This is a genomic window from Paenibacillus sp. FSL W8-0439, from assembly GCF_038008995.1.
GTDB classification, from domain to species: domain Bacteria; phylum Bacillota; class Bacilli; order Paenibacillales; family Paenibacillaceae; genus Paenibacillus; species Paenibacillus polymyxa.
This window is the reverse complement of the sequence record NZ_JBBPAK010000001.1, coordinates 5,229,120-5,250,446: the sequence shown is the minus strand read 5'-3', so window position 1 is coordinate 5,250,446 and position 21,327 is coordinate 5,229,120. Positions and strand designations below refer to the sequence as shown.

The window sequence follows — 21,327 nt, the reverse complement described above, 5'->3', positions numbered from 1 at the left end:
ACTCTTCTGCGAGATGGCCAGGTTGAATATGGTGATGACTGTGCTCTCCTAGTTCTTTTAAAACAATTATGACAAGCAAGTAGGTCCCTGCTTGCTTGTCAGTGAATTCAGCAGTTGATCTGGCTCACATACCAGAGCCTGTTATTTAAAAGCAGTTTGACTTTACGGCGGTCGGGAGCGAAGCGGAGGATTTAAATCTGGAGAAGCGTCAGCGTTCGTAAGATCAAATCATTCGCGCAGCGTCTCTTACCCAGCCGTAACTCAAAAGTCTTTTACTCCCCCTAACCCTATATTAAAAGGAGAATGACATCATGATTGATCCAAGTGTAAAACATGATTTACGAGAAATAGGCAAGAAACTAACAAACCTTAGGGGGTCTCTTTGACTTAGATCTCAAACAGGAAATGATCGCGAACTTTGAGGAAAAGATGGCAGCGCCTGATTTTTGGGATGATAACGAAAAGGCCCAAGGCGTAATTGCTGAAATGAATGCTGTGAAATCTTCTGTGGACAGCTATGAACAGCTGCGTCAGGAATATGAAGATGCAGGTATGATGGTTGAGCTGGCTGAAGAAGAAGGCGATGAAGCGCTGGCTGGAGAAGTTGAAAACAGTATCAAATCCCTGCTGAGCAAGCTGGAGGAATTTGAGCTGCAATTGCTTTTAAATCAGCCCTATGACAAGCTTAATGCTATTCTGGAGCTGCACCCGGGGGCAGGCGGTACCGAGTCTCAGGACTGGGGACAAATGCTGCTGCGTATGTATACACGCTGGGGTGAAAAACGAGGCTTTAAGGTAGAGACCCTGGATTATCTGGCAGGTGATGAAGCGGGAATTAAGAGTGTAACCCTCTTGATCAAAGGCTACAATGCCTACGGTTATCTCAAGGCGGAGAAAGGTGTACATCGGCTTGTTCGTATCTCTCCATTTGACTCCTCCGGTCGTCGACATACATCGTTCGTGTCTTGTGATGTAGTACCAGAAATTGCGGATGATGTGGATATTGAGATCCGCACAGAAGATCTTAAAATTGATACGTACCGGGCCAGCGGTGCAGGTGGTCAGCATATTAATACGACCGACTCAGCTGTTCGGATTACGCATTTGCCTACTGGTATTGTCGTGACTTGTCAAAATGAACGTTCCCAGATCAAAAACCGTGAACGTGCGATGACGATGCTCCGTTCCAAGCTCTACGAGCGCAAGATCGAAGAACAACAGCAGCAATTGGACGAAATCCGTGGTGAACAGTCCGATATTGCATGGGGTAGCCAAATCCGCTCCTACGTGTTCCATCCATACAGCATGGTTAAGGATCACCGTACCAGCGTGGAAACTGGCAACGTCGGGGCAGTGATGGACGGCGATCTCGATCCATTCATCGATGGTTACCTTCGCAGCCAAATTAAGCTGGACGCAGAATAATTGTCTGTACGTTTTCCTACAGAACCGCAGTCTACGTGCCTGCGGCCTGTAGGAATTTTTGTGTGACGGTATTTTTATTAAAGGAGAACGTGAATGATGTCTCAATTGAACCCTCCCACTGCCCGCCGAAGAAGGCGTAAGCCTCTGATTGCCGCCAGTGGACCAGCGCGTAACGTGACCGATGTTTTGCTAATTATACTCGGCTCCTTCATTACAGCGTTGACCTTTAACATGTTCTTGCTTCCCAACCGGATTGCATCCGGGGGTGTATCTGGCTTGTCTATCTTGGGCGAGGACCTGTTTGGCCTGGAACCGGCCTATACGCAGTGGGGAATGAATATTCCGTTATTTATAGCAGGAGTACTGCTGTTAGGAAAAAAGTATGGCTTGCGTTCCCTGCTGGGCAGCATCATGCTGCCACTATTTGTTTATGTGACGAAGGATTGGGCAGTCCCGACAACCAATCCGTTGCTGGCTTCGCTGTATGGTGGAATCGGAGTAGGATTGGGCTTGGGCACTGTGTTTCGGGGCAGAGGCTCGACGGGTGGACTGGCTATTTTAGCGCAGATTATTCAAAAGTATACCGGTTTTAGCCTTTCTCTTTGTGTCATGCTGATGGATGGCACGGTAATCACGCTAGCTGGTTTCGCCCTATCGCCGGAGCGAGCTCTGTATGCATTGATTGGCTTGTTTGTAACCGGCAAGGTTATTGATGCTGTAGAAATGGGATTAGGCTACTCCAAAGTGGCTTACATCATATCCAATCAAAAGGAAAAGATCACGCAAACTATTTTACAGGATTTGGATCGTGGTTTGACAGAGCTTGCAGGACGGGGGGGTTACACGAACGAAGAACGTCCTGTACTTATGGTTGTAGTCGGGCAAAACGAGGTAACCCGCCTCAAAACGCTCGTTCGCTTGGTAGACCCGGAAGCTTTTGTGATTATTAGTAATACACGTGAGGTATTGGGTGAAGGGTTCAAAAGGGAAGGCTAGCATAATGTGGTCTTTTGGACGCTTGCTCTTAACTGAATCAATGTAGGAGAGCCCACTGATGTAGTGGGCTTTTCTCTTTTCAGTACAGCTTTATCAAGCCTTTTTTGGTAACAGATCAAGCCAATCTGCTGCTTGTCCTTGATTAAAATATGAGGTCGGTACTCCTTTTACTCCGGTTTTGACCATAAATAAACCGCCTGCTAGTGGTTGATCGGTATTATCGCCATCTTGAGCAGTTGTGATATACAACTCATCCAGATGTTCACCGCCAAAAGCACATGAAGTCACACAATTGACTGGAAGTGAAACCTCAGCAATTACTTCTCCCTGAGCAGGATGGATACGAGAAACACGTTTACCGCCCCAACGCGCGATCCACAACATGCCCTCTGCATCGATGGTCATGCCATCTGGATATCCTTCACTTTCATCCAATCTAGCTACCACTTGCTTATTCTTAATGGTGCCCTGTGTCACATCGTAATCGAAGGAGACCACTTCCAAGGTCGGAGTATCGATATAATACATGGTACGATGATCTGAGCTCCAGGCTAAGCCATTAGATGTGGAAGCTTTATCGATCAGTAAGGAGACGCTTCCCTTTGTGGTCAGACTATACAACGCTCCTTGCGCGCGTTCGCCATTTAAACTCATAGTTCCTGCCAAAAAACGTCCTGCAGGATCACATTTACCATCATTAAATCGATTTCCTGATCTACCTTCCTCAGGATCGTGGATCAATACTTTGGTTCCTGTTTCAATATCCAAACAGTATAGACCGCTGATCATGGCCACGATTACTTTATTTTTAAGATAAGGGACGACTGCACTAATATGTTCGCCCACATCTATGGTACGATCTGTGCCTGTAGATGGATCGTAAATGTGTAATTGAAAACCCTCAATATCGACCCAAAATAAACGTTGCGACTGATGATCCCAACTGGGACCCTCGCCTAACTTGGCTTTAGCATCTATCACTAAATTCGCTGTATATGTTTTGATGTGTAGCACCCCTAACGTATAGGTTTATTTTCGTACATACTCACTCTTTATACCCTATTCAATGTCCAACGAATACATAAGTGCAGCAAATGTATAAACCGGATGAATACCAATATACAAGATAATATATAAAGGGAACGCTCCTTTTCTTATGCAAAATAGAAGACTAGATTCGCAAGGGGGTCTGTCTTTTTTGTTTTCCTTAATTGTAGCCTGTACAGCTTGGCAGCCAAAAGAATGGGCAAGAGTGCATATTTTAAATTTGGAGGAATAACATGACATGAGGTGTTGTATTTATATGAATAGAGTCGTATAATAATACATATTTCATAGGGACGGAATGGAGGAAGGTCTGTGAGCAGCAAGCTAAAGGTAGCAATTGTCGGTTCCACTGGATATGGCGGAGTGGAGCTGATTCGATTTTTGGTTCATCATCCGCAGGTGGAGATTGTATCTGTTATTTCTTCATCCAGCGCGGGTGTCCCGATTAGTGATGGGTTTCCACATCTGACGGATATTGTGGTACAGGATTTGGACGGTGTCGATATCCATGAAATTGCTGCCAAGGCTGATCTGGTTTTCACAGCTACGCCATCAGGCGTTAGCACCAAATTAGTGCCACAGCTTCTGGATGTCGGACTGAAGGTGATTGACCTTTCCGGGGACTTTAGGCTCCGAAGCGGGGAAGCGTATGAAGCATGGTACAAAAAGCCTGCGGCTTCACCCGAGTATCTCAAGCAAGCGGTATACGGACTCAGCGAGGTGTATGCAGAAAAGCTTGCTGGTGTTTCTTTTATTTCGAATCCAGGCTGCTATCCCACGGCAACACTATTGGGAATTATTCCTGCCTTAAAGGCAGATTGGATTGACCATCGGTCACTGATTGTGGATGCTAAATCCGGGGTATCCGGCTCCGGTCGGGGAACAAGTCTTGTTTCACATTATGCGGAGATGAATGAGAATTTTAAGGCTTATAAGGTGAATAAGCACCAACATATCCCTGAGATCGAACAGGTATTGGGTGATGTTGCGGGCGAGGACGTTACAATTACGTTTACGACACAGCTGGTGCCTATGACGCGAGGAATCATGAGTACAATTTATGTCACGTTGAAAGGTGATCATACGGATCAGGACCTTATCGGGTTATACCGGGATTATTATAAAGGCCATCCTTTTGTCCGTGTACGTGGCGAAGGTATATGGCCGGCAACAAAAGAAGTATTTGGTTCGAACTACTGCGACATCGGTTTTGCAGCAGATGCCCGTACTGGGCGTCTTACGATTATTTCTGTCATTGATAATGTTGTGAAGGGTGCCGCTGGGCAGGCGATTCAGAATTTAAATTTGATGATGGGATGGGAGGAGAACCTCGGACTGGGCTTCATACCGGTATATCCGTAAGTAGCACGTAAACGCAACAGGTACAGGAGAACGACAGCGGGCAGGTTTGAGAACGCAAGCGTCCGGCTGCCATTCATTCCTTATAATGCGGGCGAGGGCACATAATTATGGGCAAATTAGGGTTTACAGTCGTACATGGGGGCAACATCGTAACTCCGCGTGGCTTTACAGCCGGGGGATTGCACTGTGGATTGAAAAATACGAACCGCAACGATATCGGCGCGATTCGCTGTGAGGTAGAGGCGACAGCTGCTGCGGTGTACACCACCAATGTTTTTCAGGCTGCACCGCTGAAGGTGACTCGCGAGAGCCTGACAAACGGTCGATTGCAGGCGATAGTAGTGAACAGCGGGAACGCCAATGCCTGTACAGGACAGCAAGGGGAGCAGGACGCTTACGCTATGCGTTCGGCCGCTGCTCGTGAACTGGGTGTGGCAGAGAGCGATGTAGCCGTTGCTTCGACGGGTGTAATTGGTGAGCATCTGAAAATGGATCGTGTGCTTGGCGGTATATCGTCACTACCTGAGCGGATGAGCGAGGCAAACGATGGAGCGGAGCAATTTAGCCAAGCCATTCTGACAACGGATTTGGTTAAAAAGGAAGCATGCGTGTCAGTTGAAGTGGACGGTGTGACCGTGCACATCGCCGGGGCGGCAAAAGGATCGGGTATGATTCATCCGAATATGGCAACCATGCTCGCTTTCATGACTTGTGATGCAGTCATCGGACAGACGGCTCTTCATCAACTATTAAAGCAGGCCACGGATACTAGCTTTAATATGATTACGGTCGATGGGGATACCAGTACGAACGATATGCTAATCGCTATGGCAAGCGGACTGGCAGGCAACAGCGAGTTGAACGCAGAGCATCCTGATTGGGGGGCTTTTGCTGAGGCATTCACTTATATTTGCCGGGAGCTGGCGAAGGCGATTGCCCGTGACGGGGAAGGTGCTACGAAGCTGGTAGAGGTGTCCGTAAGCGGAGCGGTAAGCGATGCTTCTGCCCAGGCGATAGCCAAGACCGTAATTGGGTCCAGTCTGGTGAAGTCAGCCGTTTTTGGCGCAGACGCCAACTGGGGACGGATTATTGCAGCCGTCGGACGTGCTGGAGAACCGGTCAATCCAGATACGGTAGACATCCGTTTGGGTGATATTGTGGTGTTGAGCCAATCAAGTCCAGTTGCTTTTGATGAAGCCGAGGCGCTTTCCTATTTGCGTGGAGATACGGTGCAAATTATCGTTGACTTGCATCACGGGAACGGAATGGCTACAGCATGGGGCTGTGATCTAACCTACGATTATGTGCGGATTAATGCGGCTTATCGGACATAGATACCAGATTTAAATACAGATGGATTTTTAATAGTTAATAGAAGAAGTGAGCGGATATAGTTTTTCGCATCATTTGAAAATCGCACAAAATTGTGCAGAGGAGAAAAGGAGAGATGATATGCAATCGGCAGTGGGACACGCGGATCAAGCGAAACTGGCACGTCGTAATTTTGTGATGAAATGCGGAGGAAGTACGCTGGCTGCGTTGCCTGATTCCTTTTTTGACGACTTGGCCCGTCTGCAGTCGGAAGGTCTTCAACCAGTCATTGTACATGGCGGCGGGCCTGCGATCTCTGACAATTTGGCGAAGCTGGGAATCGAAACGGAGTTCATTCACGGGTTGCGTAAAACGACTGAACCCGTATTGGATGTCGTGGAAATGGTGCTGGCAGGCAGCATTAACAAGCAGATTGTTCGCAGAATAGGGATGCACGGAGGGCGAGCGCTGGGCTTGTCGGGCAGTGATGGCTATTTAATTGAAGCAAAGCCTGTGCCAAATGCTACAGAGGTCGGCTGGGTAGGAGAGGTAACATCTGTTCAAGCTTCGATTATTACCGGTGTGCTGGACATGAGCTATATGCCAGTTATTGCGCCTATTGGCATTGATCGATCCGGTCAGCGTTATAACATTAATGCCGATACAGCGGCGGGCGCGGTTGCTTCTCATCTCGGCGTCAGTCGAATGATTGTTGTGACGGATGTACCCGGTATTTTGAAAAAGAATGGTGTAGAGAAGAAGGTTCTGGAGTCGATCACCATACAGGAAATTGAAGATATGATCAGCACGGGTGAAATCTACGGTGGTATGATCCCGAAAGTGAGAGCGGCTATTGCCTGCATTCACGGAAAAGTGAAGGAAGTCGTCATCGTTGACGGCAGCGAACCGCAGGTACTCAGCCGTGTGCTGAGCGGAGAATCAATTGGAACACGCATTGTGCGTATGCAGTAACTGCAATATATGCTCAACCTATATAACCAAACGATAAAGGGGCGTGAACGACATGAGTAAGGAACCGAATACGCTGGTGAGCGAGGAAATGCCAAGTACGAATGGAAGCGGAGCGCAAGCGCAAAAGGGGACGGCAAAAACGCAGGCAGATAGCTCTCTTTTTCCAAACTACGCAAGATACCCGCTTACACTGGTGAAAGGACAAGGAAGCTGGCTGTGGGATGATCAGGGCAAACGTTATCTGGATTTCATGTCAGGTATTGCTGTTACCAATCTAGGCCATGCGCCTCAAGCTGTAGCGGAGCGGTTGAAAAAGCAGATCGATGAACTGTGGCATGTATCCAATCTGTTTCATATTCCTGGGCAGGAGCGGGCCGCGGCCTTGCTGACAGCTAATAGTAGCGCAGATGCCGTGTTCTTCTGCAATAGCGGAGCTGAAGCGAACGAAGCTGCCATTAAGCTGGCGCGTCGTTACCACCAGAAGGTGAAGCAGACCGGTCGCTATGAAATCATTACGTTCACGCAATCCTTCCACGGACGGACGCTGGCAACCTTGACTGCTACGGGTCAGGACAAAGTAAAAGAAGGCTTTTTACCGCTTCCCGCCGGGTTCAAAAGCGTTCCGCTTCATGATCAGGCTGCGCTCGAAGCAGCGATCAATGAGAATACAGCGGCAATTATGCTGGAAATGGTGCAGGCCGAAGGTGGCATGTATCCGGTAGACCCTGCTTTCGTAGACGTGATTACCCAGCTGTGCCAGGAACATGGATTGCTGCTGATCATTGACGAGGTGCAAACAGGTATGGGACGGACAGGTAAGCTGTTTTCCTTTGAGCATTATGGGATTGAGCCGGATATTTTTACATTGGCGAAAGGACTGGGCAGTGGCTTTTCGGTCGGTGCAATGCTAGGCAAAGAATATTTGCGTGAAGCGTTCACAGCGGGCAGTCATGGTTCTACGTTCGGGGGTACACCGCTTGCTATGGCAGCAGTTCAAGCGACCGTTGAAACGATTATTGATGACAAGCTGCCAGAACGCGCTGCCGAAATGGGAGATTATCTCTTGCAGAGTCTGCATAAGCAGCTTGGAGATATTCCTTTTGTCCAGGATATCCGCGGAAAAGGTCTGATGGTCGGGATTGAGTGTGCGGAGCCGGTGGCAGAGCTTGTTTTGGCAGGACAGAAGAAGGGCATTCTGTTCATTACAGCAGGACCGAACGTGATTCGCCTGTTGCCTAACCTGTATGTAACGAAAGACGAAATAGATCAGGCTGTAGCATGGATTGCTGAATTGATTCGGGAGCACGTAGCTTAGTGTAAAGACAGAAGCATCCGAGATTAGAGCGTAAAAGGAGAGGATCGCATGAGCCAGGGCGGCGCACTGCAACAGGTGAATTTGAAAGGACGGAACTTTCTAGAGCTGGACGACTACTCGCCAGAGGAGATCCAGTATTTAATTGATCTCGCCATTGAAATTAAGCGTAAGCACAAAAACGGAGAAGCTTATCAGCCGCTGAAGGGGAAAACGCTTGGGCTGATTTTCGAAAAATCCTCCACACGCACACGGGTATCCTTTGAAGTCGGTATGTATCAATTGGGCGGGCATGCCCTTTTCCTCAGCAAAAATGACATTCAACTGGGACGCGGAGAGCCGATTAGCGACATGGCCCAAGTGATGTCACGTTATCTGGATGGCATTATGATTCGGACCTTTGGGCACGATAATGTCGTAGAGTTGGCGCGTTATGCATCCGTTCCTGTGATTAATGGTTTGAGCGATTTGGCGCATCCGTGTCAGGTGCTGGCTGATTATCAAACCTTATATGAGCAAAAGGGTAAGCTGAAAGGACTCAAACTGGCTTACATCGGAGACGGCAACAATATGGCGCATTCCCTCTTAATTGGTGGAGCGAAGCTCGGAGTGCATGTCTCCATTGCAAGTCCAGCTGGATACGAGCCTGACCCGAGTGTGGTCGCGGTTTCTCGTGAGATTGCCAAACAGACAGGGAGTGAAATTGTTATCACGCAAAGTCCGCAGGAAGCAGTAAAAGATGCCGATGCGATCTACACAGACGTGTGGGCAAGCATGGGCTTTGAGGAAGAGCAGAAGGAGCGTGAGCTTGCTTTTGCCGACTTCCAGGTGAATGAGGAGCTGGTTAAGCTCGCGAAGCCAGATTATTTATTCCTGCACTGTCTACCTGCGCATCGTGGGGAAGAAGTGAGTGCAGGAGTAATTGACGGTCCCCATTCGGTCATTTTTGATGAAGCGGAAAACCGCCTACATGCACAAAAAGCGTTGCTAGTTGCTTTAATTGGATAAAGTTGATCGTAAAGAAGATAGAGGTATAAGCATTCGGGGAGGACTTCAACAATGGCAAAAGAAAAAATCGTACTCGCATATTCCGGCGGTCTGGATACGTCGGTCATTCTGAAATGGCTCAAGGAAACCTATGATGCTGAGATTATCGCATTTACCGCAGATATCGGACAAAAGGAAGAACTGGACGGTTTGGAGGAAAAAGCACTCGCTACGGGAGCTTCCAAAGTGTACATCGATGATCTGCGTGATGAATTCGCCAAGGATTTTATTTACCCGATGTTTCAGGCGGGTGCTTTATATGAAGGGCAATATTTGCTCGGAACGAGTATTGCACGTCCATTGATCGCTAAGCGGATGGTCGATATTGCGATTGCCGAGGGAGCAACAGCCATTGCCCACGGCGCAACAGGCAAAGGCAACGATCAGGTGCGCTTCGAGCTGAACGCGGCGGCGCTAACGCCGGACATCCAAGTCATTGCACCTTGGCGGCTGGAAGAGTTCCGCAACCAGTTCCCGGGCCGGGCAGAAATGATTGCCTATGCGGAAAAACACGGTATTCCGGTAACCGCTTCTGCAGCCAAGCCGTACTCCATGGACCGCAACCTGCTGCATATCAGCTATGAAAGCGGCGTGCTGGAGGACCCTTGGTTTGATCCGAGCGCTCCTGAAAATAAAGAAATGTTCTTGCTTAGTAACGCGCCTGAGGACGCGCCTGATGAAGCAGAATATTTGGAGCTGGAATTTAAAGCAGGCAATTGCGTCGCTTTGAACGGTGAACAGCTATCTCCGCTACAAGTGATGGAAAAGCTGAATGAACTGGGCGGTAAGCATGGAATCGGACGCGTAGATATGGTGGAGAACCGTTTTGTGGGTATGAAGAGCCGCGGAGTCTATGAGACACCAGGTGGTACAATCTTGTTCACAGCTCACCGCAAAATGGAGTCCATCACAATGGATCGCGAGGTTATGAATCTGCGTGATAGCCTGATTACCCGTTATGCTACCTTGGTGTACAATGGATTCTGGTTCGCGCCGGAACGTGTTGCTTTACAGGCACTGGTTCATGAGAGTCAGAAAAATGTCAGTGGTACGGTGCGCGTGAAGCTGTACAAGGGCAATATTATCGGTGCAGGCGTTAAAAGTCCGGTTAGCTTGTACAACCCAGACATTGCAACCATGGAAGCTGATCCGACGCAAGCCTACGACCAAGGCGATGCCACAGGCTTTATCCGCTTGAATGCTTTGCGTTTGAAGGTAAATGCGGGCGTAACACAAAATCATAAATAAGATGTAATCAAAAAAATGTACGGAATGCGGGCCGTTCTTGTCCAAACGACGAGGGCGGCTTGTTATTGCAGAGAGGGGATCATGCAATGAGTAAGTTATGGGGCGGACGATTTACAAAGCAAACGAACAAACTGGTAGAGGAATATACGGCTTCTATTGAGTTTGATCAGGCGTTGGCGGAAGAAGATATTCAAGGCAGTTTAGCTCATGTGGCCATGCTGGGCAAATGCGGTATTATTCCGCAGGAGGATGCAGACACGATCAAGGGGGGACTGCACACCGTTCTGGAGCGTATCCGCCGTGGGGAAATTAAATTTTCCGTTTCGGATGAGGATATTCACATGAATATTGAAAAAAACCTGATCGAGGCCATTGGTCCGGTCGGCGGTAAGCTGCACACTGGACGCAGTCGTAACGATCAGGTGGCAACGGATATGCACTTGTATTTGCGCGGACGTGTGGTATCGCTGGTGGGTATGCTGCATGATGTACAAGTTGCATTAATTGGGCAGGCCAAGGACAATCTGGACACAATAGTGCCTGGATACACACACTTGCAGCGTGCGCAGCCTATTTTGTTCGCGCATCACTTGCTAGCGTATGTGTCTATGCTAGAGCGTGATATTGACCGACTCAAGGACAGCTACAAGCGCATCAATGTGTTGCCGCTCGGGGCTGGCGCTTTGGCTGGAACCACTTTCCCGATTGATCGTCATTTTGTAGCTGAGCAGCTCGGTTTTGATGGCGTCTATGAAAATAGCCTGGACGCTGTTAGTGATCGGGACTTTATCGTAGAGTTTTTGGCCGGGGCCTCGCTGATTATGACGCATTTGTCCCGTCTGAGTGAAGAACTGGTGCTATGGAGCAGCACGGAGTTTGGTTTTGTCGAGCTGGATGATGCTTTCTGCACAGGCAGCAGCATTATGCCACAGAAGAAAAACCCGGATGTACCGGAGTTAGTACGTGGCAAAACCGGGCGTGTCTATGGAAACCTCGTCGGTCTGCTGACAGTACTGAAGTCCTTGCCACTGGCATACAACAAGGATATGCAGGAGGACAAGGAAGGGATGTTCGATACGGTTGCTACGCTGGAGGGAGCCTTGCAATTGTTCGCTCCGATGATCGCCACCATGAAGGTGAACAAGGATCGCATGCGTCAAGCGGTCAACCAGGATTTCTCCAACGCAACGGATATTGCGGACTTCCTGGTCGGCAAGGGGCTTCCGTTCCGTCAGGCCCATGAGGTTATCGGCAAAACGGTGCTGTATTGCATCCAGCAGGGCAAGTATTTGCTTGATCTGAAACTGGATGAATTCCAGCAGTTTTCGGATCTGTTCGACGAGCGTATTTATGAGGTGCTTCAACCAGAAGCGGTAGTCAATGCTCGGAATGTGTATGGTGGAACCGCCACCGGTCAGGTGCAGGCAGCCATTGGACGCAGTGAACAGCTTCTAGTGAACACGTCAACATGGTTTGAAAATCATAAGCCAAAAAATTAATCTGTGAAGAAATAATTATTCTCTTGCACAGCAACGGGATGCTGTGTAAAATCAGATTTTAAGAATATTTGCCAGCTATGTTCTCAAAGGCACCGTTCGCGGTGTCTTTTGTGTTTTCCGAGAGGGTTGAAAGATTTATGCTCGGAATAACCATGAACTACATAGATGTATTGAAAGAATATCATCCACGAGGCTTAATAACTAGTTCTATATACCTATCCATACATTAGTGTGAAAGTTTCTAGAATTTACATTTTTGTATACTACGCCTACTATGATTATGGTAGAATAGCACTAAGTTTTTCATTGAATTACCAATTCAATAGAACAAGAAGCATATGCGATATTTCATTGTCAAGTTATTATTGGTTTTTTCGACCAGGAAAATTGCATAAATGTGTAAAGGAAGGGCCTGAATGAGAAAACAGGTGTGCCCTGGTTTCGAAAGAATAGCCGTTAAAAATATTTAAGTAGCGACATAGCAAAAGGCAGAGTCGGGACGATCCAGGGAGGTATTATGAGAACTAAACGAACGACGCGTCAGCTAAAGAGCGCTTGGATCGGTTATCGCGCTTCTGACGCCGATGGATTGGTATCCTCATTGCATGAGGAGCGAATCCAGGCAGAGAAGTTGCTACGTGAGGAGCGGGAGCTTTTCCACGCGGCGCTGGAGCGGAAAAAGCAGCGGGATACCGAGTTAAAGCAACTGCTTGCGGACGCGCTTGCGGAAGAGCGGCGCTGGATTGAAAGGGCGGGAATTCATGGGTGACAAGCTTAGGTGGCAGGTTGGAGGAGTTTCAATTCGCCAAACCAAGAGAAGAATAAAAGAAGAGCGTCAGCGAATCGAACAACTGCAACAACAGCTAGAGGCTCAGCGTGCAGAGCAGGCCCCGATACTGTACAAGCTTGATTTTCATATCGAAGAGTTGGAACGGCGACTTCAGGATACAGAACTTCGTATTCAGGCTTTACAGAATGCCAATGATACAGCAGCAGCTGTGGAACAATTGCTGGATGAAGGAATACAGGATGGACAGGTGCAGGAGGCGCAAGTCCAATATGCATCTGGGCAGGAACAAGCAGCGGCAGGAGCAGCTATAGGTCTTGCTTCCAGTATCCCTGGTGCAGAAGGCGGAGAGGCGGCAGCAGGAACGCAGACCGGACGAAACGGCAAGGCCCGTCTGGGAGATCAGCTGGTGGAGAACGGGATGATTACCCGGGATCAGCTGACAGATGCTATCCGCAACCAGAAGCGTTACGGTGGCAGACTGGGCGATATTCTTGTAGAGATGGGTTTCATTACAGCTGAGCAGCTACAAGAGCAAATTGATGGTGATGAGTCCAAGGAGAGACTGGGCGATATGCTGGTTCGTTCCGGCTATATTATACCGGAGCAGCTAGAGCGTGCGCTCGAGTTCCAGGCGAAGAGCGGCGGACTGCTCGGCGACATTTTGCTGTCATTGCAAATGCTGGAGCCAGCAGATTTGTACCGCGCGATTGCTACACAGAACCGAATCGGGCGTATTGGTGAGGAGTTGGCGCTGGATGCGGCGTACAAGCTACCCGAGCAAGTGGCCATGGCTTATGGCGTGGTCGTCATCCACCAATATATGAACCGCTATATTGTAGCGGTCAGTGATCCACTGCCAGAGGAGCGACGCTTGAAGCTGGAAGAAATTCTGGGTATGCCGGTAGAGCAGGTACTTGCAACGAAGGAAGAGATGGAGCAGCTCTGGGGTAAAATCTACGGTGAGGAAATGATGCAAGAGAGCACGACCGGGCTATTGGAAAAAGAACCGCATAATTCGGCGCGGACCACCTTTACCAAGGGACAGCTCTGGGTGTTTGCAGCTATGGGAATGATCACACTGCTTGGCCTCCTCTGGAACAGTTGGAAAACGGTGCTGATCATTAATATGATGATTCAGCTGTTTTATTTTGCTATGACGCTATTCAAATTTGGTATTATCTATCTCGGTTCCCGGCGTGGGGCGCAGCTTCGCTTCACGAAGGAAGAGGTAGACGCCATGGATGAAAAAAGACTGCCGATCTATACGATTCTTGTTCCGATGTATAAGGAAGCGGGCGTGCTTCCGATGTTGTTGCGGAATTTGGAACAGCTGGATTATCCAAAGTCCAAGCTGGATGTACGGCTGCTGATCGAAGAGGACGACATTGAGACGATTGAGCTGCTACGGGAAATGAAGCTGCCAGCGTATTACACGACACTGGTCGTGCCCGACGGCTTGCCGAAAACTAAGCCGAAGGCATGTAATTATGGACTTATTCGGGCCCGTGGCGAATTTGTCGTCATTTACGATGCTGAGGATCGTCCCGATGCTGACCAACTTAAAAAGGTCATTGCAGCGTTTGATTCACTGCCTGAGAATTATGCGTGTATTCAAGCGAAGCTCAATTATTTTAACAGCACACAAAATTTGCTGACCCGCTGGTTCACACAAGAATACAGTATGTGGTTCGAATTGCTGCTGCCAGGAATTATGCAGTTAGACACCCCCATTCCGTTGGGCGGTACGTCCAATCATTTCCGGGTATCTGTATTGAAAGATATCAATGCGTGGGACCCCTATAATGTAACCGAGGATGCCGATCTGGGCATTCGTCTGTATAAAGGTGGTTATAAAACGGCCATTGTCGATTCCCGCACATGGGAGGAAGCGAACAGCCGCGTGGGCAACTGGATTCGTCAGCGTTCACGTTGGATCAAGGGATATATGCAGACATGGCTGGTTCATATGCGCAATCCGGTTAAGCTGGTGCGCGAAGTGGGCTGGAAAGGATTTTTCGGTTTTCAGGTGATGATTCTGGCGACTCCGATGTTGCCATTGCTAAACCCGATTTTTTGGGGCTTGCTTATTTTATGGTTTGGCTGGGAGTTGTCCTTTATTCCCAAGCTGTTCCCGGGTTATGTGTACTACTTGGCCAGCGCGGAATTTTATATCGGTAACTTTCTGTTCGTATTCAGTAATGTGGCCGGCATGTATTGGGTCATCGGTGAGCTGGAAGAACGCGGTGAACGAACATTTTCATACGCGATGGTCAAATATGGGCTACTCTCGCCGTTATATTGGGTACTTATGAGTATAGCTGCGATAAAAGCAGCTTGGCAGCTTATAACCAAGCCGTTCTATTGGGAAAAGACGACGCATGGTCTGACCGATATGCATGACTTGGATGATACCCCGGCACAGTCCTCCTGAATATGAAGAAAGAAGGAGCAAGAATGGAGACCAAAAATCCTTTTTTATCCGTCGTCATTCCCATGTACAATGAAGGCTCACACCTTGAGCGTTCACTTAAGGTGATTGATGGGGTGCTGTCTGTTGTCACCTCACGTTATGAGCTTATTATTGTAGATGATGGTTCCAAAGACGATACGTGGCTCAAGTTGTCCGAATTGTCCCGTCGTATGCCCTCTTTGCTCGCACTCCGGCTGAGTCGGAATTTTGGTAAGGAGCTGGCGTTGTGCGCAGGTTTGGAAAATGCATCTGGCGATGCGATCATTGTCATGGACGGTGATCTGCAGCATCCTCCTGAGATGATCGGGGAAATGGTGCGTTTATGGCAGAATGAAGGTTATGATTTAGTTGAATGTGTGAAAGAATTTCGGGGAGAAGAGTCTGTAGGCAAAAAGCTCGGAGCTTCTTTGTTCTATGCAACCTTGAATCGTTTGACGGGCTTTAATCTAAAGGATGCCTCCGATTATAAGCTGCTGGATCGAAGAGTGGTGGATGCCTGGATGGCGATGCCAGAGCGTATGCCGTTTTTTCGCGGGATGACCGCCTGGCTCGGTTTTCGTAAAACCCAGATTACATTCCGGGTGGCTCCACGAGAAGAGGGTCCAAGCCGCTGGAGTCCGTTAGGCCTATTTCGATTGGCTGCGGAAGCGATCGTTTCGTTTTCGACGGTACCTTTGCGGGTAGTGAGTTTAATGGGTCTCATTTTCATGCTGATTTCGGTCGTGTTGGGGATTCAAACCTTAATGCACAAAATAACGGGTGACGCTGTGACCGGGTTTACCACTGTCATTTTACTGCTTTTGATTATCGGTAGTGTACTTATGCTGTCGATTGGAGTGGTAGGAGAATATATTGCCGCCATATATCACGAAGTCAAAGCCAGACCCCGTTATCTAATTGCAGATAAACGGGCGAATGCTGACCGACTGTGGGTGGATAGGGAGTTTAATCAACATGATCAGACGTTCGTATCTAAAGTATCCAATCATTAAATACGGTATTGTCGGACTGCTGGGTACAGGCATTCACGTCGGTGTACTTGTGCTGCTGGTGGAGCTGTTTGCAATACCTGCAGTAACGGCTACTACCATAGGCTTTATCGTTACGTTGCTCGTTTCGTATGTGCTGAATCGTAACTGGACGTTCGAGCCTACCGGCGAAGGGAGCCGCACTCAGTTTCTTAAATATTTATTGGTCTGCACCTGCGGCTTGCTCCTGAATGCCGCTCTGATGTACGTAACCATTCACTGGATTGGTTGGTCGTATCTGATCGGTGAAGTCTTAACTACCATCATCGTGCCAGTTCATAATTATATCTGGAACCGCTATTGGATCTTCTCCGTTCCGCAACAGCGTCAGAAAGAGGTTTCATGATCGTAAGGAAACATGGAAAGTTGTTGTCATTGTTTGCTTGTATTGCTGCTCTAGAGTTAGCCGTGGGTGTTTATTTTGCATGGCATCTTGGCTATATGCATACCGATGCGCTCAGTCGAGTAGCAAATGCATTTTATGTACTGTATAGTCGTGACCCGCATTTGGGTGCTATTGGGTTTGTGTGGAATCCACTACCGAGTTTGATGGAACTCATTGTACTGTTGTTCTATCCATTGTTTCCCGCACTCGCTTCCCACGGGCTGGCAGCAGTGATTGTGAGCAGCCTGTTTGCTGGGGCGAGTGCAGCATTATTGTACGGGACGGGAAAAGAACTAGGGCTTCACGGTGTAACTAGTTTGCTAATTGCGCTGTTATTTTCACTGAATCCGTTTATGTTTCTGTTTGGCTTCAACGGCTTGAGTGACTCGCCCTATATCTTTTTTATCCTGTTGACAGTGAGTCGATTCTGTATGTGGCTTAAGGATCGCAAGGCGGCGAATTTGATTGTATCCGGTTTTGCGCTTGCATTGGCATTTTGGGTTCGCTACGAAGCAGTCCCACTGGGGGTTGCGCTGGCTTTGGGCGTATTACTGACGATTTTTTTTCTGCATCGGTGGCGTACAAACAGAGAGAACGTTAAAACGCAATTGTCTTTAAAAGAGCGCCTGTACAAGGTAGAAGCGACATGGCTTCTATTGTTGCTGCCGCTTGTCTTTTCCGGTTTGCTGTGGCTCTTTTTTAACTGGATTATCATGGGCGACCCGCTTTACTTTTTACGCTCGCAATATTCCAATTCCACACAATCAGCGGCTTTGCTGGAGGATCAACGTTTTGTAGAAATGTTTGCTCACCCTATGCTGATGCTAAAGTTTGTCGGGCAACGGACCTTATGGTATGCGGCTCCGTTGATTGCCGTTTTGCTTATACGCCTATTGGACAAACGTCTGTGGAGTTGGAGCACATTAACGCTGCTGGCTATTTTTTTATCAGTACCTGGGCTCCAGCTTTTACTGATGCTTAAGCATTCTTCGTTTGGCTGGTTCCGATATTTTATGTATGTATTCCCGATTACGGTTGCTTGGCTGCCGTATGAGCTTAGTCTGTTGAAGGGGAAAATGCGGGGGATCGGAATCTCACTGGTAACGGCAGGAATGTTGGCAACAGCAGGCTTGTTATCCTACGCACTGACGAATCCCGCGATTGCGGCGGATGAGCATAGCTATCTGACGCATAGTGGCAATGAAAGCTATACTCGACAAATTGTTGAACGGAAAATAGGGTCATGGCTGGATGAACATTATGGTTCATCTCTCATTTTGACAGATTCTTACACGGCCTATCCGATTATTTTGAGCAGTAAAATGCCGAAGAAGTTTATGATAACGAGTGATTATGATTTTGGGAAATCTTTAACGGATCTGCCCGCTTCCAAAGTGGATTATGTTTTGGTTACGCGCTTGGTAGAAGGGGTACCGCTGGATCAGGTGAACCGGAACTATCCTGATCTGTTTGAAAAGGGGGCGCCATGGGCCTCGTTGGTGCATGATTTTGATGGGGAGTGGCGATTGTACAAGATAGAGCATTGAAGAACTGCAATAATTTTATTGTATTTTAGTGCATCGTAGCGGAGGGAAGGATACAGCTGGAGGGCGTAAGCTCCCTACAGCTGCACCACCGCAAGAAGTTTGAGGGGGAACGAGAGGAATGTCCTTTCGCAAATGGTCTGCAAGCAGATGGATGGCTATAGGTCTGTTTGTGTTTATACTTGCATTGGAGCTATCTGCGGGCATCTATTTCAGCTATGTTCTGGGATATATGCACACAGACGCGCTCAGTCGGGTAGCTAACGCATTTTATGTGCTGTACAGCCGCGACCCGCATCTGGGCGCTATCGGATTTATCTGGAATCCACTACCCAGTCTTCTGGAAATGGTGATTCTATTGCTGTATCCAATCTTTCCGGCATTAGCCTCCTATGGATTGGCTGCTGTTATTCTGAGTGCTACCTTTTCTGCTTTGACCGCTATGCTGCTATATCGGGCGGGTGTCAGAACAGGGATTAGCTCTAGGATGAGCTTGCTGCTGGCTTTGTTGTATGCACTGAATCCGTTTATTTTACTATTTGGTGCCAACGGTCTAAGCGATTCGTTATACATATATTTCATTATGATGACGGTGATTGAATTTGCGCTGTGGCTCAAGGACCGCATGACGGCAAGTCTGATTGTTTCTGGGTTAGCACTTGCCATGGCGTTTTGGACTCGTTATGAAGCGGTGCCTCTGGGCGTGGCCATGGCTGTTGGCGTGGTCTTGGCGATTTTATTTCTTCATCGCAACTTGGGTAGACGTGAACTGGCCCTGCGGGAAAAGCTGCATAAAGTCGAGGCAACCTGGTTGCTTCTTCTGCTCCCCGTGGTCTTTTCCGGGCTGTTGTGGATTTTCTTTAACTATCTTATTATGGGGAACGCTTTTTATTTCCTGAATTCAGAGTACTCGAACACGGCCCAATCGGCAGAGCTGCTGAATGATGATAAATTTGTAGAGATTTTCTCCAATCCGCTGGTGGCTTTGAAGTTTATTGCATCCAAAACTATCTGGTATTCTGTACCGTTGTTTGCTATTTTGTTCATTCGTCTGTTGAGTGGACGCTTGTTCCGGTGGGGAACCTTGATTATTTTGTTATTGTTCCTGTCTGTACCAGGCTTGCAGTTTTTACTTATGATGCGGCAATCCTCGTACGGTTGGTTCCGCTACTTTATGTATGTATTCCCAATTACCGTAGCCTGGTTGCCTTATGAGTTGAGCCAGCTTCAGGGACGTTGGCGGAGGGCGGCCTTTGGTCTAGTGTCCGTCAGTCTGCTACTTACCGCTGGATTACTCTCCTATGCGTTGACTCGCCCGGATATTGCACCGGATGAGAATAGCTTTCTCACACGCACGGGGAATGTAAACTATGTGAGACAAGAATCAGATCGTAAGATTGCCGTTTGGCTGGATGAGCATCTGCCGAAGTCTACCATTATGACAGATTCGGCTTCAGCCTACACGATGATCGTCTACAGCCAATATCCCAAACGTTTTCTGATCACCAGTGATTATGCGTTCAATAAAGCATTAAGTTATCCGCAGGACAATCATGTGGACTATATCCTTGTACCTAAGATTATGTCAGGCATGCCGTTGAGTAAGATTAATATGGTATATCCGAATTTATATGAGCATGGTGCCCCATGGGTTCAGCTTGAACGTGAGTTTAACGGCGAGTGGCGTCTGTATAAAGTGTTGCCTAAGGCACTAACTAATGGATCTCCAACGACGGAGACAACGACTAATCCCTGATGATAGGCATAACAACAATCCCTGGAGCCTATTCCCTTCGCATGGTGCGAGGAGGAAGGCTGCGGGGATTTTTTTGCCTGTTTAGTGTCATTTAAGCGGTAGCCATGCCAGTACATCCTGAATTTTGGTGTCCCAGTATCCCCATTCATGAGTTCCAGGACCTTCTTCGTAGGTCAGCGGAACTCCAAGAGAGGTGCATGTTTCACGAAAAGTCTGATTTCCCTTATATAAGAAATCTTCCGTACCGCAGCATTGGTAGAGTCGGGGGAGTGAGGTCCCCGCGGTGGTATGACATTGTAGCAGCTCCAGCAAATCGTGATCTGTTCCGCGTATTTCATCTGGCCCGAAAATGTTAAGCCATTCCGCTGGACTCATGGCATTTTGCATAGGATCGGTACGGGATGCGTGTAAATCCATAACCCCCGAAAGACTGGCAGCGGCTGCAAAGCGTTCTGGGTGCTGGAGTGCCAGTTTGAAGGCACCATACCCCCCCATAGAAAGACCAGCTACAAAATTGTCTTCACGTTTGTCCGACAGAGGAAAGAATGAACGTGCCAAAGCCGGCAATTCTTCACTAATAAAGGTCCAATAAGCTGCTCCTTGCTCCATATTCGTATAGAAACTCCGATGTACCTGGGGCATGACGACGGCTAGGCCCATAGAGGCGACGTAGCGTTCAATCGAGGTTCGACGCAGCCAGGTTGAATCATCGTCCGACAGGCCATGCAGTAAATACAGTGTCGGATGTGGCCCTGTTCCTTGCTTGCCCTCCATTCCAATCTGTGAGCGGGTTGCCTGCGGAAGAATAACATTCATGGATGTGCTTAGACCAAGAACTTCCGAATAAAACTGACATTGAATAAGAGCCATAAGAAAACCTCTTTTCCTAGGGGGTTGCAATCTCTTTGACCTGTCCCAGCCTACAACTGATTATTCATTCAGTATACTTTAACCTGTCCAAATATACATATCCAAGTGAATGACTAGGCATTAAGTCCTGTTTCTTATTTATCCTACATTAGGAGGGGGCATGGTTATATGGGACGATTTTTTTAATTTAGGGGTTATTTGGGTTTGATTTCTGGTAAAGTGTTTAAAAAAGATTGATGAATCCAATCTGAGGGAGGAATTTATA

General features: G+C 48.1%; 17 protein-coding genes. 15 read left to right on the top strand and 2 right to left on the bottom strand.

Annotated elements, in window-relative coordinates:
- The first annotated feature begins 311 nt into the window (after positions 1 to 311).
- Positions 312 to 1,425 (top strand): peptide chain release factor 2 gene (gene prfB / locus MKX36_RS22605; protein WP_100212693.1). Its coding sequence is split into 2 segments (ribosomal slippage): positions 312 to 383 and positions 385 to 1,425, totalling 1,113 coding nucleotides; the frame shifts between segments, so codons are not numbered across the junction.
- Between the two features lie 96 nt (positions 1,426 to 1,521).
- Complete coding sequence (locus MKX36_RS22600; protein WP_277508296.1) at positions 1,522 to 2,421, top strand: YitT family protein; 900 nt, start codon at positions 1,522 to 1,524, stop codon at positions 2,419 to 2,421.
- Between the two features lie 93 nt (positions 2,422 to 2,514).
- On the opposite strand, the gene MKX36_RS22595 is transcribed toward MKX36_RS22600, so the two are convergent.
- Positions 2,515 to 3,402 (bottom strand): SMP-30/gluconolactonase/LRE family protein, encoded by an 888-nt coding sequence (locus MKX36_RS22595; RefSeq protein ID WP_330720819.1) that lies wholly within the window; start codon positions 3,400 to 3,402, stop codon positions 2,515 to 2,517.
- Between the two features lie 378 nt (positions 3,403 to 3,780).
- On the opposite strand from MKX36_RS22595, the gene argC reads away from it, so the two are divergent.
- The 13 genes from argC (at position 3,781) to MKX36_RS22530 (ending at position 20,192) form a co-directional block, all read left to right on the top strand.
- Positions 3,781 to 4,830 (top strand): N-acetyl-gamma-glutamyl-phosphate reductase, encoded by a 1,050-nt coding sequence (gene argC, locus MKX36_RS22590; protein ID WP_016822938.1) that lies wholly within the window; start codon positions 3,781 to 3,783, stop codon positions 4,828 to 4,830.
- 107 nt (positions 4,831 to 4,937) lie between these two features.
- Entirely contained in the window at positions 4,938 to 6,164 is a 1,227-nt protein-coding gene (argJ, locus tag MKX36_RS22585) for a bifunctional glutamate N-acetyltransferase/amino-acid acetyltransferase ArgJ (protein WP_340865744.1), read from the top strand.
- Positions 6,165 to 6,282: 118 nt separating this feature from the next.
- The gene (argB, locus tag MKX36_RS22580; RefSeq protein ID WP_290409825.1) at positions 6,283 to 7,113 is read left to right on the top strand and encodes an acetylglutamate kinase; all 831 of its coding nucleotides are present in this window, start codon (positions 6,283 to 6,285) and stop codon (positions 7,111 to 7,113) included.
- Between the two features lie 52 nt (positions 7,114 to 7,165).
- Positions 7,166 to 8,428 carry an acetylornithine transaminase gene (locus tag MKX36_RS22575; RefSeq protein WP_257126361.1) on the top strand — a complete coding sequence of 421 codons (1,263 nt, stop codon included), beginning with the start codon at positions 7,166 to 7,168 and terminating at the stop codon, positions 8,426 to 8,428.
- A gap of 48 nt (positions 8,429 to 8,476) precedes the next feature.
- A complete protein-coding gene (gene argF, locus MKX36_RS22570; RefSeq protein WP_340865742.1) occupies positions 8,477 to 9,433 on the top strand; it encodes an ornithine carbamoyltransferase in 957 nt (318 codons plus the stop codon).
- A 51-nt stretch (positions 9,434 to 9,484) separates the two neighbouring features.
- Positions 9,485 to 10,720, top strand: coding sequence for an argininosuccinate synthase (locus tag MKX36_RS22565; RefSeq protein WP_257126359.1), 1,236 nt, complete (start codon positions 9,485 to 9,487; stop codon positions 10,718 to 10,720).
- Between the two features lie 86 nt (positions 10,721 to 10,806).
- Complete coding sequence (gene argH / locus MKX36_RS22560; protein ID WP_257126358.1) at positions 10,807 to 12,219, top strand: argininosuccinate lyase; 1,413 nt, start codon at positions 10,807 to 10,809, stop codon at positions 12,217 to 12,219.
- Between the two features lie 517 nt (positions 12,220 to 12,736).
- The gene (locus MKX36_RS22555; RefSeq protein ID WP_016822944.1) at positions 12,737 to 12,988 is read left to right on the top strand and encodes a hypothetical protein; all 252 of its coding nucleotides are present in this window, start codon (positions 12,737 to 12,739) and stop codon (positions 12,986 to 12,988) included.
- A complete protein-coding gene (locus MKX36_RS22550) occupies positions 12,981 to 15,440 on the top strand; it encodes a glycosyltransferase family 2 protein (protein ID WP_126666396.1) in 2,460 nt (819 codons plus the stop codon). The genes MKX36_RS22555 and MKX36_RS22550 overlap by 8 nt, the downstream gene beginning before the upstream one ends.
- A gap of 23 nt (positions 15,441 to 15,463) precedes the next feature.
- On the top strand, positions 15,464 to 16,471 hold the full coding sequence (locus MKX36_RS22545; RefSeq protein ID WP_017427078.1) for a glycosyltransferase family 2 protein: 1,008 nt from the start codon (positions 15,464 to 15,466) through the stop codon (positions 16,469 to 16,471).
- Positions 16,434 to 16,853, top strand: a complete 420-nt coding sequence (locus tag MKX36_RS22540) for a GtrA family protein (RefSeq protein WP_013373353.1) — start codon at positions 16,434 to 16,436, stop codon at positions 16,851 to 16,853. Before MKX36_RS22545 ends, MKX36_RS22540 begins: the two co-directional genes overlap by 38 nt.
- Positions 16,850 to 18,439 (top strand): glycosyltransferase family 39 protein, encoded by a 1,590-nt coding sequence (locus tag MKX36_RS22535; RefSeq protein ID WP_340865738.1) that lies wholly within the window; start codon positions 16,850 to 16,852, stop codon positions 18,437 to 18,439. The genes MKX36_RS22540 and MKX36_RS22535 overlap by 4 nt, the downstream gene beginning before the upstream one ends.
- A gap of 118 nt (positions 18,440 to 18,557) precedes the next feature.
- Entirely contained in the window at positions 18,558 to 20,192 is a 1,635-nt protein-coding gene (locus tag MKX36_RS22530; protein WP_039276374.1) for a glycosyltransferase family 39 protein, read from the top strand.
- A gap of 87 nt (positions 20,193 to 20,279) precedes the next feature.
- Here MKX36_RS22530 and MKX36_RS22525 read toward each other — a convergent pair whose 3' ends face one another.
- Positions 20,280 to 21,062, bottom strand: a complete 783-nt coding sequence (locus MKX36_RS22525) for an alpha/beta hydrolase (protein ID WP_340865737.1) — start codon at positions 21,060 to 21,062, stop codon at positions 20,280 to 20,282.
- Positions 21,063 to 21,327 lie beyond the last annotated feature (265 nt).